Origin of the sequence: Solirubrum puertoriconensis, assembly GCF_001483135.1 — a bacterium.
GTDB lineage: Bacteria > Bacteroidota > Bacteroidia > Cytophagales > Hymenobacteraceae > Solirubrum > Solirubrum puertoriconensis.
Genome location: NZ_LNAL01000006.1, coordinates 808,481 through 821,684, shown reverse-complemented (window position 1 = coordinate 821,684; position 13,204 = coordinate 808,481). Strand labels below are relative to the sequence as shown.

Below are 13,204 nucleotides of genomic sequence, written 5' to 3'. Positions count from 1 at the left end.
GAGAAGAAATTAGGCATTTTAATTAGTCGTCTTGCTCAAGGTTGTGTGAGCGGTAGACACAAAAACTTTGTAGTAAGCTCCGGTGAAGCACCTCTCCCGCTTCGTGGCATTTACAATGGCCCGTCATGTCGAGCCTAAAGCGAAACATCTCGCGTGCTGAAGCCCGATAGAAGTCACCATACGGCGAGATGCTCAGCTACGCTGACCTGCGGTTCGCCCGCGGCTCTGCATGACGACCTAGGAAGCGGCAGAGATGCTTCTACAAGTTCAGCAGGACGTTGCGCAAAGCATCGCGGCATCTTTAATCCCTGCTAATAATGAGACTTCTAAAGCAAAATGCCGCTCCCGATGGTTCGGGAGCGGCATTTTACCTAGGCAATTCAGCAAAGCGAATTAGCCTTTCGCTTTGCGGGCTTCGTCGTAGCGCTTGCCGGCCTCGCTCCAGTTTACCACGTTCCAGAAAGCGGCCACGTAGTCGGGGCGCTTGTTTTGGTACTTGAGGTAGTAGGCGTGCTCCCACACGTCGAGGCCGATGAGCGGGGTACCGCGCTGAATGCCGGGTAGGTCCATCAGCGGGTTGTCTTGGTTGGGCGTGGAGGTAATGGCCAGCTTGCCTGCTTTAGGATCGTGGATGAGCCAGGCCCAGCCCGAGCCGAAGCGGCCCGTGGCAGCCTTTGTAAACTCTTCCTTGAACTTGTCGAACGAGCCGAAATCCTTGGTGATGGCCGCGGCCAGCTCGCCGGTGGGTTGGCCGCCGGCCTTTTGGGCCATCAGCTGCCAAAAGAACGAGTGGTTCCAGTGGCCGCCGGCGTTGTTGCGCACGGCATCGGGCTGCTTGCTGGCCGAGGCCAGCAGCTGCGCCAGCGACATTTTCTCGAGCGGTTTGCCGGCCACCGCCTCGTTCAGCTTCGAAACGTAGGTTTTGTGGTGCGCATCGTGGTGGATTTCCATGGTTCGCGCATCGATGTGCGGCTCAAGCGCATTGTTGGCATACGGCAGCGGCGGCAGCGTGAAGGGGCCATCGGCAATGGGCGTAGCGCGGGCTTCGCGCAGCAGCTTTTCGTCGCGGGCGTAGGCCAGGAGGCTGGGGCTTACCATGGCGCCAACAATCGTCAGCAAACCGTTCTTCAGGAAATCTCGCTTAAGCATCGTGATACGGATGTGGAGGTGAACAGTGAGGTTGGGCAACTATAACCGCTGCCGGGGCAGCGGGTTAGGCGGGGGTATCGGGGGTGGTAGCAGGGTCGTCTTCCTGCTCGGGCGGGGTATGGCCTAGCTCCAGCACCACATCGCGCACGGAGGGGTGCAGGTAGTCGGGCAGCTTGCTGGGGTCGAGCAGGCGCAGCAAACGGAGGTACTTGGCGCGGCCTTCTTCGAGCATGTGGGGCGGTACTTCGTACACAAATACGTGGAAGGGCTCTACCTTCTGCACCCCTACGAGCAAGAACCGCTCCGCACGCAGCGCGTCGGAGTAAAAGGCGGCCTGGCGGTCGTAATCGTAACCCGAGCACTGCGCTACAAAGTGGTGGTAGTCGCGCGCAATGGTTGTCTTGAAGTCGATGATGGTGTAAGGCTGCCCGGGCACGTTGTACACCAAATCGGCGCGCAGCTTGCACATGGTGCCGGTAATGGGCTCCGTGAACACGCAGCTGGGTTCGGCCACGCCGTTATCAATCATTTCGCGCATGTCGTCGCGCAGGCGTACGCCTTCTACCAGCCACCACACCAGCGTGTCGTTTACCACGGGGTAGCTGGGCACATACTGGTCGGGCTCGAGCAGGGCCGTATGAAAAGCCGTACCGAAGCTAAGCGCCGAGTTCCCGCCTGATTCGCGCCGCGGCCGGCCGTTTAGGGCATCGCGCAACTTCGAGAGGTCGGAGTTGGCAATGGCGGGTAAGGCGCGGTAATCGTCGTACGAAAGGCGCAGCAGATCGGGGCGGCGGTAAGGGGTGTTTTCGGGCATAGCGTAGTGCAATGTACTACGCTTGCGCCGGCTGGGTTGTGTTGGCGTTCTGCCCGAATAACGGGCTAAGGCAATTTCAGTCGGGCTTGCGCAACTTTGCAGCTTGCGCCGCGGAATAAAGCCCGGCCAACTGCCCAATGCAGTTGTTTACTCAGCACTACTCCCCTACTTCTCCTATGCTTCAGTTGATTGGCCTTGCGGGCAAACGTGGCAGCGGCAAAAACACCGTGGCCGAACTGGTTCAGGCGATGCAGCCCGAGCGCAACTGGCAAATTCTGGCCTTTGGCGATGGTATAAAGGCGGTTAGCGCTGCACTGGCTTCTGAGCCTACGCAGCCTTACTACAGCCAGGAAGGCAAAACCGAACTGCTGCCGGTATTTGGCCTAACGCGCGGCGAATTGCTGCAGCAAGTGGGCGGCGCGTTGCGCGCGTGGCGCCCGCAGGTTTGGATTGAAGCCCTACTGGCCGCGCTGCCAGCCGACAAGCCCGTGGTGGTAGCCGACTTGCGCTTCCCCGACGAAGCCGAGGCGATTAGGAGCCGCGGCGGCGTGGTATGGCGCATAGAGGGCGATCCGCTGCAGCAACGCGGCGACGGCACCCGCGACGACAACCACCCCAGCGAAACCGCCCTCGATAATTACACGCACTACGATGCCGTGCTGCGCAACACGGGCTCGTTGCAGGATTTGCAAACGCAGGTGCAGCAGTTGCTGGCGCATGTGTAGCGCGGAAACCGTTCCGCAACGCGCCGCAGGAGCGTATCCGGTACCATGCAGCACCACAGACGCGCTTCAAGGCACGTCGCGGAACGGATTTCCGCGCTACATCAATTAAGAAACAATGAATAACCTCCTCCCTACCCTTTGGCGGCAGCTGCGCCGCTCGGCTTTCGTTACGATTCCGCTGGCTTTGTACCTAAGCGGCTGGCACACCGAGGTGATCGGGCGGGTGCAGCAAGTGGTGCTGGCCACCGGCCTGTTTGCGCCTACCCTGCCCGACGCCCCGCCGGCCGCCGCAGCCAAAGCCGACTACTCGTTGCCCCTGCGCACGCTCGATGGCCGCAGCATTACCCTAGGTGAGCTGCGGGGCCGAGTGGTAGTGCTGAACTTGTGGGCCACGTGGTGCCCGCCGTGCGTAGCCGAAATGCCCAGCCTGCAGCGCCTGCACGAGCAACTGCAACCCGGCACCGACCGCGTTTCGCTGGCCCTGGTTTCTGTTGACGATAGCCCCGAGAAAGTGCGCAAGTTTGTGGCGCGGCGCGGGTTTAGCATGCCTATCTACACCCTCAACGGCAACGTACCTAGGGTGTTTGATACGCAGTCGATACCCACCACGTTCATCATCGCGCCCAACGGCGATATTGTATCGCGGCACGAAGGCATGGCGCAGTACGATAACCCCGCCATGCTGAAGTTTTTGCGCAAACTGCAGCAGCAGCGGTAAACAAGCCGGCACGCAGGGGCCTACTCAGGCGCGCCCCTAGCTAAGCGGCCTGCCGCATACCTGTTTGCCTAGGTTGGTTGCCGGCCTACCTAGGACGTCACCTCCAGCTCATCGCGGCCATCTTCCGTCGAAATATCGAGGATGGCGTAGATGGGGCAGTAAGCGGCGCCGCCCGTTAGCAAGAAAAGACCACCGAACACCAGCAGCAGCACCAATACCGGCTGACTGGCGCCAATGGGCAGCAAGGCAATTAGTATCAGGGCGGCGCCCAATGCCAGCCGAATTTCCCGATCCAAAGTTCCCACATTCGTTTGCATAGCCGTAGGTGCTTTTGGGTTGAACAACTACCTAAAAGATAGGAGCTGAATTACTGAAAATCAACTACTTTCTTCGCTAAATCCTCGTACCTACCTTTTACTGCAGAGGCATTGTTGCCCAGTGGCGCGCCAGCGCGGAGTCGCGGCCATACACATCGGGGTAAGTGTGCAGTTCGCCCCCTTCGCCGGTGCTGGTAGCGTAGCGAATATGAAAGGGCGTTGGCTGGCGCAGCTGGTAGTGCCGAGGCCTGGTTTGCCGAGCACACGCAGCCTCGGCTGGCAGTTAAGCAAGGCGGCCTTCGCGCCGGAGCGGATAGGCTGCAAACTGCATGGGGTGTTCAAGCCGAATGCAGCCGTGGCTGAACGCCCGCTGCGGAGCCCGAAAAGCTTCGCGGGCTGGCGTATCGTGCAAGTACACGGCGTAAGGATTTGCAAACCGGAACACCACGTTGCCAAGGGCATTGTCGCAGCCGGCACTCTGCCGAATGTGATAAACAAACCGCTTGGCCGACACTTGCTGCCAATTGATGCTGTAAGCATCAAGCCACTCGCCTTGCTAGGAGTACAGGGCATAATTATGCTGAGCCAGGTAACCAGACTCGCGCCGTAAACATGGCAGAATTTCGTTGACGGGAATGGAACGCGGCGCGTGCCAATCGGCCGCGGTGGTAAAGTAGCTTATGCGGCTGCTTAGCGTGGGCGAGGGCGTTTGCGGCTTGCCAATTACCACGCGGTGCCTGGCTACAACTCGCCCTTGGCTCAGCACCTGCAGCTCATACGCCGGCAGGTTGAGAAGTACGTAAGCGGTATCGGCAACGGGTGCTTGCCGCCAACGCTCCAGACTAAAGGCCGCACTCCAGAATTGCGGCTGCTGCCAAAGCGCATCGGGCGCCCAGTCGGGTTGCGTTTGCAGCCAAGCCGCCAAAGCCGGTTGTAGCTGCCGGTACTCCCGGCTGGCAGGCTGGCAGTGGTGCACCGCATTGGCTAAGGCCTGCTCCTGCAAGGCTTGCTGCAGCCATGCTACCGGGCCAGTGGGCGCGGTAGCGTCAGCCGCGAGTACCGAAGCCCGCACGCGCCCGTGCTGCAGGTGCGCAAAGAGCTGCAACAGCGCATCGGTAAGCAGCGCCTCGTCGCGGGATTGTTGCCCTAGGTGGGCGGCGGACTGCGCTTGTAAAGAGTCGTGGAGGGCTAGCAGGGCGCCATAGTGGTACGGACGCCGGTCGAGGCCGAAGGCAGCAGCGCGGCTTAGCACCCGCAAAACCGAATCGGCCAGCGGCAACGCGTGGCCAGCCGCATTGTGCCAGGCGGGCGCGTAGTTGCGCTCTGCATAAAATGCCTCCACCAACGCGTGCCTACCTAGGCGCGGCAGGGCGTTGGCGGAGTCACTCAGGTGCAAGCGCAATTGGTGTTGCAGGGCCGTATCGGGCCGGCTGATGGCAATAGCTGCGGCTGAGCCGGGCACCATTATTTCTGCTGGGTTAAGGGTGCTGCGCAAGGCCAGCAGGGCAGCGGCTGCAGCTAGCAGCATCAAGACCGAAGCAAGGCCCGACCAGCAGAATGACGACGAAGGGTGTGGAGCATGTACCATGCGTGGCCTACCTAGGCGCAAGCGTTGCCGCCCAGGCTGCGACACCGCACCCTCCGGTAAAGTTTTTGTCAAAAAAATGACATAAATCAGTGCATTGGCATTCTGCAAATGTCATATTTGTAGAGAGCCGAATAGCACCTGCGCCCCATTGCGCAGGTTGCAGCCGGCTTACTGATCCTTTGCGCGGCGCCTCCACCCATTTTGCGCCGCCGCGAGCCTGACTCCGCCCCGGGTTCCGCTGCTTTTGCTTCCGCGTGTTGTTCCTCTCGACCAGTTACCATGCCTGCTTTAGCTTCGCTCATGGCCCAGCGACCCGCGGCCAACCCCAAAGCCTTCGTGCACGATTTGTACCGGCGCATCAGCCTGGATGCCATGCTGCGCCCCCTGTTTGGCGACCAGGCCAGCCTAGCCCGGGTGCCGCAGCCCGACGTGGTGTACCTTTTTTGGGAGAGCGTAATGCAAGGCACCTGTTACGAAGGACGGCCTTTTCCGCGCCAGCAGCCTATATCGCACTTATTGGCCGCGTTTGGGCGGTGGCAACAGGTGCTGGCCGAAACCCTTGATGCGCACTACCCCCGCCACCAAGCCGAGGAGCTGAAGGCCAAAACCGCCAATTTGGCCGTGATGCTGCAGCACCACAATCTGCACCGCCCGCAACCCGCGGTGCAGCGCCCACGCCGGCACACGGCCTGGCGCGTGGCCGAGCCGGCTACCCGCTCGGCTTTTGCCCACTAGCCGAAACGGCGGCTACTCCACCTAGGGCAGTATGCCTCATTTGCCTCCCGAGCATTCGGCTGGCGACATCAGCGCACCCTAGTGGCTCGGCTGCCCGGTAGCGCATACGCTACTGAAAGCCAAGCACCTGCTCCTGAATACCCGCCCAATTCTGCCTCCCCCACTCCTACTCGGCCGGGCTGCCGGCTTACCAAGCACCTAAGCACCATGACGCCTTCCATTATTGTACTTACCGACTTCTTTGCCGTGTCGAACCGGGCGCTTTCCTATGCCGGCGAGCTGGCCGAGCCCCTGGGTGCCCAGTTGGTGCTGCTGCACGTGCAGCACGATGCTCTGCTCGACCCGGCCGAGCACGGCACCTACCGCGCCCACCGCGAAGAACGGAAAGCTGCTCACCAGCTCGTGCAGTTGGCCGAGCAGCAGCCCGTGCCCGCCGTGGCCGAGATTTCCGACGCGTTTCTGCCCGATGCCATTCGCGAATCGGTGGAGCACCACCACCCGCTGATGCTGGTGCTGGGCCGCCCCGGCACCGCCTACTCACCCTCCGACCTGGTAACCGGAGCCACCGTTGATTTGATGCGCACCGTGCACCGGCCACTGCTGGTGGTGCCCACCGTGGGCTGGGGTACCGTGCCGCCCCACCGCATAGCCGTGGCTATCGACGACAATCCCTTCACCATTATGCAGCAAGAAGACCTGCTGCACCGCCTGCAAGGCTGCCTAGGTGCCAGCCTCAACTTGCTGCACGTGGCCCCCACCAACGAGCCCGAACCCACGCCGGAAAGCTTGCTTAAACTGGCCCGTACGGCCGGAATATCATCCGAAATACCCGCTACCCACGTGCACACCGTGCACCAAGCCGAAACGGCGGCTGGCATTCTGCAAGCTGCCCACGAGGTAAAGGCCGATTTGCTGGTGCTCATTGCGCGGCGGCGCAGCTTGTTTGGCAGCCTGTTTCACCGCAGCGTAACGGCGCAGGTAGTGGCCGAAAGCCCGCTGCCCGTGCTGTTGCTGCCCGCCGCCGAATAAGCGGCCCCTTGGTTGCTCCTTCCTTGTTCTCCCTCTCTTCCCAACCAATCACACCCATGTCTCCCTCCCTCGTTGTGCTGATGGACTTCTCGCCGGGCGCTGAGGCAGCCTTGCGTTGCGCTACCAGCCTGGCCGAGCAACTCTCGGCGCGTTTGGTGCTGCTGCACCTCTACCAAGACCCCTTGCTGGTAACCGAAACAGCGCTGGTGACGGTGCCCGTGGAGGCCTATTACCAAACCCAGCAGGAGGTAACGCAGCACCTGCAGCAGCTGGCCGAAAAACTGCCGGTACCTGCCGAGGTAGCCGTGTCGTCGAGCAGTATATCGGAGGTGGTAGCCGATACTGTGCAGCGCTACCACCCGCTGCTGTTGGTGGTAGGCCGCGAGCACGCCGATAACTTTCTCGATCGGCTGGTGAGCAACTTAGCCTTGCCTTCGCTGCGGGCGGTGCATTTTCCGCTGTTGGTAGTGCCCGAGCAACCCGGCCAGGCCAAGCTGCCCACGCGGGTACTGATAGCGGCCGATCGACACCCCTTTCAGCTCAACGCGGCCTCGGCCAATACCAAGCCGTTGTTTGCTGCCCTCAAAGCCGACCCCGCGGTGGTGCACGTGTCGGCGGAGGGGCCGCTGGCAGCCGCCAATGCGCAGGCAGCCTTGGCCCACGTGCGCCGCGCCGGACTGTTCGAGCAAGTGCCCGACAACCGCCTCTACGAAGTGCGCGACGAAGACCCCGCCGAGGGCATTGTGCAAGCCGTGGCCGATTTGCAGGCCGATGCCGTGGTGATGCTGGCGCGGCCCCACAGCTTTTTCGGCGGCTTGTTCCACCGCAGCGTTACGGCGCAGGTAATGAGCCACAGTCCCGTGCCGGTGCTGGTGCTGCACACGCAGTAAGCACCCAGGCCCATCCACATCAGCCACAGCTAAGCCATATTTGCCATGCCACAACTTACCGCCCAACCAAAGCCGGCGAAGCTGGCTGCGCCTCCCGGCACGCCGCTGTCGCTGATTGTGCTCACCAACTTCTTTCCGGCCGCGCACCGAGCCATTCGGTACGCGGCCGAGCTGGCGGCGCCCCTAGGTGCGCAACTGGTGCTGCTGCACGTGCGGCAGGTTGCCGTGTTCGAAGATGACGCTACCGATGCCTCTTGGCTTAGCGACACCCACGAGCGCGACGGTGAGCTGCTGATGGCCCTGAACGCGCTGGCCGACGAGGTGTACGTGCCTACCAGCGTGGAGCTGGTGCCCAGTCTGCAGTCCGATGTAGCCCTAAGCCTGGCCAAGCGCTACCAACCGGCGCTGTTTGTGGTGGGCCGCTCGGCCGCGCAGGAGGCCGAGCTGAGCACCGCTGTGCTGGAGGTGCTGCGCACCGGGCAGTTTCCGGTGCTGCTTGTGCCCGAAAGATACCGCGGCACCTCCTGCCCCAGCCACGTAGCCGTAGCCGCCGATGGCGACGCGTTTCAGCTCGATGATGCGGCCACGGGCGCCCGGCTGCTGCTCACCGAGCTCGAGCCCGACCTGACGGTGGTAAACGTATCCGTACTCGAAACCGACGACTACTGCCTGGCCGCGCGGTATCAGGTGGAGCAAAGCGGCCTGTGCGAAGGAGCCCGGCAGGTGCACACCCGCGCTTTTCAGCACCTCTCCACCGCGCACGGCCTGCTGCAAGCCGTGGAGGACACCAAAGCCGAGCTGCTGGTAGTTATTGCCCGCCGCCACAGCGTGCTGGGCGAGCTGTTTCATCGTAGCGTTACCGATCGGCTGATGCAGCTGTGCCCCGTGCCCGTGTTGGTGCTGCCGGCCCACGACTAACCCATGCTCCAAACACAAGCCCGCCGGCAGCTCCTGACCCTAGGTTGGGAGCTGCCGGCGGGCTTTGTATGCGGGTAGGCTATTCCGGATCGATTCCGGTTTTTTTGTTGCCGCTGGCCGATTCGTCGGCCAAGCCATCGGCCGAGGTCGAGTCGCGGGTTACGCCCTCGGCGGCGGTAGCGGCCGTGCCGGTGCCGCTGGTAGAGTTGGCACTGGCGGCGGCTTCGGTATTGGGATTGTCGGCGTCGGTGCTGGCTTGGTTAGAGCCGCTGTTGCAGGCGCCCAATAGCAAGGTGAGCAGCACAGCCGGCAGCAAGAAAGTACGTTTCATGGCGTTGGCGAAGGAATGAAGGAGAACATCAGTCGGGCGTGCGGCTACCTGCCCTTACGCCACCGCTGGCCCAATGTTCCGGCCGAGCTACCGCCCGCAGCAACCTAGGGCTGCTCCCTTACCGCTCGTTGCGCTGCAGCCAGGTATCAATCTGAGCCAAAGAAGCCGTTTGCTCGGTAGTTAGGCGCTGGGCCAGCTTCTTTACCTCGGCGTCGCGTCCGTGGGCAATTACGGCGTTGGTAAGCGCAATGCCGCTTTGCGTGTGAATGCGCAGCAAACGGGCAAAGTCCACGTCAATCTTCTCCGACGAAACCAGCGGTTGTTTCATGATGCGCATCACCCCAATCAGGCGGGCTTTGTAGGGGTCGGTGGCATCGAGGGTGTTGTAGTTGGCTTTGGCGCCCGCCAAGCGTTTGGCCGTTACGCTCAGGCGCTCGGCCTGGGCCGGGCGCTCGGTAATTATTTGCTCGGCCATGCGGCGTAGCTCGGGGTTCTTGCCATCGCGCAGCTCCACGCGGGCCAGGTCGACGGCACCTAGGGCGTGCTCGGCCATCATGGCGGCAAAGTCGTGGTCGGTGTTGCCGGTGGCGCGCACCTCCGAGAGGCGCTGCGCGTCGCGGTTCAGGGCCACGGTAAGGTTGGCAGCGGCCTCTACCACGGCAGGGTTCAGGGTGCTTTTACCCGATGCGCCCGCCGTTGCTGCGGTGGGAGTAGCGGTGGGCGCGGCAGTAGCAAGCGCAGCCGTATCGGCCGCAATGGCCACATCGGTCGAGGCACTATCCCGATCAATCACGCGCTCGGGATTCGAGCGCACCTGATCGGTACGGGTGCAGGCAACGGCAGTGGCCAAAGTGGCAAGCAACAGGTAGTGGCTTTTCATGCGCATGGTACGGAGTGTGTTGTAAGCAAAGGTGTGCGTGTACGGCGGTTTGGGCCAGAAGTTTGCAGCTAAATTGTTGAGGTTAAGCCGCATCAGCCAAAACTTAAGGCCTCGAACGCAGGCCGCGGGCTGCGGGTTCAATCGGGCAGCAATAAGCCCTGGGTATCGAAAATGCGTTCGGCACCCAGGGCTTAATACCGTGGCTTTGCAGCGCCTACTTACCGAACTGGCGCAGGTTGTAGCTGAAGCTTAGCATGAAGTAGCGCGTGAGCACCCGGCTGCGCACGTCTTCGAGGTAGGTATCCGTCACGTTGCGCACCAGGCTGCGGTTCTGCTTCAGCAAGTCGTAGGCCTGCAACTTCAGCTCGCCTTGCTTGTTGGCGAAAAACTGCCGCGCCACGCCCACGTTCCAGAGCGCTACGGCCTGGTTGAAGCCTGCTGAGCGCCCGGCGTAGTTGGTAAACCACAAATCGGAAGTAACGACCCAGCGGTTGGGCAGCTGATAGTGCACGTCGGCGCTGAGGGTTTGTGTCCAGTACGAGGTGTTCTGCTGCGCCAGCAGCGAGTAGCTGGCCCGCTGGTACGTAACGTTGCCCGAAAGGCCAAATTCCAGCGCATCGTTGAAGGCCGAATTGAGGCTAATGCCCTGCCCCAGGCTCCAGTTGCGGGCCTCGTTGGCTTGCTCGTTTACGTAGCTGATGCTGCGGGTGTAGTTGCCGTTGGTGCTCAGGTTCAGGTTTAGCTTATGCCAGCTTAAACGCTGACCCATAGACATAAACCCGTTCAGGCTGTAAAATCCGTTAGCATTCACGGGGCGGGTTGTTTGCACGCCGTTGGCGTCAAATGCAGTCGAGGACACGATGCGGTCTTGCACCTGGTTGCCCGAGAGCAAGCCAAAGATGCTGCGGTTGTTGCTGGCATTGAACTGGTTGTAGGTGGCAGACAGCGTGTGGTAATACTCGGGCGCCAACGCCGGGTTGCCAAGGCGCACGAACAGCGGATTGGTGTTGTCGGGCACGGGTTGCAGCTGCGTGGCGGTGGGTGCCTGCAGGCGCGTGCGGTAGTTGAGGCGTAGGCTGCGGTTGCGGGTGCCATTGTAGTTGAACATGGCATTGGGCAGCAGCGTGCGGTAGCGGCGCGCCAGCTCAGTATCTAGGCTTTGGTTGTCAACTGTTAGCTCGGCTTGCTGGGCATCCACACCTAGGGAGTAGCCGTAGCGCAGGCGGCGGGTTTGCCAAGTAAGGCCGGCGCGGTTCGTCAGAAACCCGCTCTCGAATTGGTTGCTGAGCAGGGGGTTGCGCAAGTCGTAGCGGCTGGTGGCTTCGTTGTAATCATCCAGTAAGCGCATGGCGCTGCTGCGCGAATTGGCCAGGTTGTAGTGCAGCTCCAGCTTGCTTTGCAGGCTGAGCGGCTCGGTGTACGAGAGGTTCAGCGCCTGCGAGCGGGCGGGGTAATCCTGCCCGATGCGCTGATCGAGCACATTGCTGCGCGGCGTGCCATCGGGGCCGAAGAAGGTGTTGTTGGCGCGGTTAAAGGCTTCGCCCTCTTGGTTGTTGAGCACCGCATTCAGGTTGGCCGAAAAGGTGCGGCCCGGCTTGGCAAATTTGCGCATCAGCAACAGGTTGCCCCCACCCCACAGGTTATCGGCCGTGGCATCGTAGTGGTTCTGGCTGGTGTTGAGCAGCCGCTCACCCAAGCTGGTTTGTTGGTTGTTGCGCCGCCGCTGCTCGGTATTTTGCCACCACAGGCTGGGCGTAAAGCGCAGCGAGGTAAGCGAATCCAGCTTGTAGTCGAGCCGAAAGTTGAAGCGCTGGCTAAGCGTGCGGTTGCGCGCGGCGGCATCCAAGTCGGTAATGAGCGCCGGACCGGCCTCGCCGTTGGGCCGGGTGATGCCCGCCACGTTTTCGCGGCGGCTCAGCTGCTCAGTACGTACCGTAGTGCGGCTGGCAAAGTAGCTGGTAGCCACTTCGGCGCGCTTGCCCCAGGCGTCGCGGTAGTTCAGCCCGCCCGCCATCGATTCGGTAATGCTGCTGGGCTGGTTGTTGATGCCGCCCGCCGAGCCACCTCCCCCGCCGCGCCCGCCTTGCATCACCATGGTAGCGCCACCGCCCATGGGCCCACCTACGCCCCCAAAGCCGCCGGACAGCCCACCACCTAGGGCGCTGGGGCCGCTGCTTAGGTCGCCGGCCGCGGGGGCACCATCGTCGGAAAAGCCCAGTTGGTTGACGTTGTTGGCCTGACCCAGGGCGGAAATCTGCCGGCCGTTGTTGAAGCGGTTCAGGCCCAATTGCGCGCGGTAGCGGCCATCGGTACCCAAGCCCAGTTGCTCGGTGCCGAAGTATCCCTTGCGCTTGTCGCGCTTGGTTACCAGGTTGATGGTCTTCTGTTGCGAGCCGTCGTCGATGCCCGAAAACTGCGCCTGGTCGCTCTGCTGGTTGTACAGCTGCACCTGATCGATGATGTTGGCCGGCAGGTTGCGTGTAGCCATTTTGGGGTCGTCGCCGAAGAAGGGTTTGCCATCTACCAGCACGCGGTTTACCTGTTGGCCCTGGGCCCGAATGGTGCCGTCGCGGTCTACCTCCACGCCGGGCAGTTTTTTCAGCAGGCTTTCCACAGCGGCGTTGGGTTGCGTTTTGAAAGCTCGGGCGTTGAACGCCAGCGTATCGCCCTGCATACTTACGGGGGCCCGCTCCTGCTGCACCACCACCTCACCTAGGGTTTGCGAAACCGCGCGCAGTCGCAGCGTACCCATCTCCAAACTCGGGCTGGCAGCCGTCAGGCTAATGGGCTGCAGCTTGCTTTTGTAGCCCAGAAAGGTGAGCAGCAGAAAGTAGCGGCCGGGAGCCACGTTGCGCAACGTAAAGTTGCCGTCGCCATCGGTTATCGTAAAGCTCAGGTACGACGAATCCTTGGCCGCCAGCAACGACACCGAGGCCTCGCGCAAGGGCTTACCAGTGAGCGAGTCGGCCACGGCGCCGCGCACTTGCCCGCTGCTGGGCCGCGGAGCTGCCGGCTGCTGCGCGAACGTGCCAGCCACGCAGCTCAGCCAGCTAATCATCAAAAGTATACAGTAGCGCATAAGGTGCCGGAGTATGGGCAAGGCGCGGCCA

General features: G+C 62.0%; 12 protein-coding genes and 1 pseudogene. 6 read left to right on the top strand and 7 right to left on the bottom strand.

Going from position 1 to position 13,204, the window contains the following annotated elements; translation table 11 throughout:
• Nucleotides 1-393: 393 nt before the first annotated feature.
• Together ASU33_RS08360 and ASU33_RS08355 are read right to left on the bottom strand one after the other, a co-directional pair.
• Nucleotides 394-1,149, bottom strand: coding sequence for a superoxide dismutase (locus ASU33_RS08360; protein ID WP_078062984.1), 756 nt, complete (start codon nucleotides 1,147-1,149; stop codon nucleotides 394-396).
• A gap of 64 nt (nucleotides 1,150-1,213) precedes the next feature.
• Complete coding sequence (locus ASU33_RS08355) at nucleotides 1,214-1,963, bottom strand: PD-(D/E)XK nuclease-like domain-containing protein (RefSeq protein WP_059070126.1); 750 nt, start codon at nucleotides 1,961-1,963, stop codon at nucleotides 1,214-1,216.
• 176 nt (nucleotides 1,964-2,139) lie between these two features.
• On the opposite strand from ASU33_RS08355, the gene ASU33_RS08350 reads away from it, so the two are divergent.
• Nucleotides 2,140-2,688 (top strand): nucleoside/nucleotide kinase family protein, encoded by a 549-nt coding sequence (locus ASU33_RS08350; RefSeq protein WP_059070124.1) that lies wholly within the window; start codon nucleotides 2,140-2,142, stop codon nucleotides 2,686-2,688.
• Between the two features lie 115 nt (nucleotides 2,689-2,803).
• Complete coding sequence (locus ASU33_RS08345) at nucleotides 2,804-3,406, top strand: TlpA family protein disulfide reductase (RefSeq protein WP_059070122.1); 603 nt, start codon at nucleotides 2,804-2,806, stop codon at nucleotides 3,404-3,406.
• A gap of 89 nt (nucleotides 3,407-3,495) precedes the next feature.
• Here the strand turns inward: ASU33_RS08345 and ASU33_RS08340 are convergent, their stop codons facing one another.
• Both ASU33_RS08340 and ASU33_RS08330 read right to left on the bottom strand, forming a co-directional pair.
• On the bottom strand, nucleotides 3,496-3,723 hold the full coding sequence (locus ASU33_RS08340) for a YgaP family membrane protein (protein ID WP_059070120.1): 228 nt from the start codon (nucleotides 3,721-3,723) through the stop codon (nucleotides 3,496-3,498).
• Nucleotides 3,724-4,006: 283 nt separating this feature from the next.
• Nucleotides 4,007-5,188: pseudogene (locus ASU33_RS08330) on the bottom strand (L,D-transpeptidase scaffold domain-containing protein).
• A gap of 402 nt (nucleotides 5,189-5,590) precedes the next feature.
• On the opposite strand from ASU33_RS08330, the gene ASU33_RS08325 reads away from it, so the two are divergent.
• The 4 genes from ASU33_RS08325 to ASU33_RS08310 all read left to right on the top strand — a co-directional run bounded on the left by ASU33_RS08325 (nucleotide 5,591) and on the right by ASU33_RS08310 (nucleotide 8,883).
• Nucleotides 5,591-6,046 carry a globin family protein gene (locus tag ASU33_RS08325; protein WP_059070114.1) on the top strand — a complete coding sequence of 152 codons (456 nt, stop codon included), beginning with the start codon at nucleotides 5,591-5,593 and terminating at the stop codon, nucleotides 6,044-6,046.
• A 207-nt stretch (nucleotides 6,047-6,253) separates the two neighbouring features.
• Nucleotides 6,254-7,075: a universal stress protein gene (locus tag ASU33_RS08320; RefSeq protein WP_059070112.1), complete on the top strand. Its 822-nt coding sequence runs from the start codon at nucleotides 6,254-6,256 to the stop codon at nucleotides 7,073-7,075.
• Nucleotides 7,076-7,131: 56 nt separating this feature from the next.
• Nucleotides 7,132-7,965: a universal stress protein gene (locus ASU33_RS08315; RefSeq protein WP_078062981.1), complete on the top strand. Its 834-nt coding sequence runs from the start codon at nucleotides 7,132-7,134 to the stop codon at nucleotides 7,963-7,965.
• Nucleotides 7,966-8,010: 45 nt separating this feature from the next.
• Nucleotides 8,011-8,883, top strand: coding sequence for a universal stress protein (locus tag ASU33_RS08310; protein WP_059070107.1), 873 nt, complete (start codon nucleotides 8,011-8,013; stop codon nucleotides 8,881-8,883).
• A gap of 79 nt (nucleotides 8,884-8,962) precedes the next feature.
• Here the strand turns inward: ASU33_RS08310 and ASU33_RS08305 are convergent, their stop codons facing one another.
• The 3 genes from ASU33_RS08305 to ASU33_RS08295 form a co-directional block, all read right to left on the bottom strand.
• Entirely contained in the window at nucleotides 8,963-9,214 is a 252-nt protein-coding gene (locus ASU33_RS08305; protein ID WP_059070105.1) for a hypothetical protein, read from the bottom strand.
• A gap of 118 nt (nucleotides 9,215-9,332) precedes the next feature.
• Entirely contained in the window at nucleotides 9,333-10,094 is a 762-nt protein-coding gene (locus ASU33_RS08300; protein ID WP_160328161.1) for a DUF305 domain-containing protein, read from the bottom strand.
• A gap of 214 nt (nucleotides 10,095-10,308) precedes the next feature.
• Complete coding sequence (locus tag ASU33_RS08295) at nucleotides 10,309-13,152, bottom strand: outer membrane beta-barrel protein (protein ID WP_149867110.1); 2,844 nt, start codon at nucleotides 13,150-13,152, stop codon at nucleotides 10,309-10,311.
• Nucleotides 13,153-13,204: the final 52 nt, after the last annotated feature.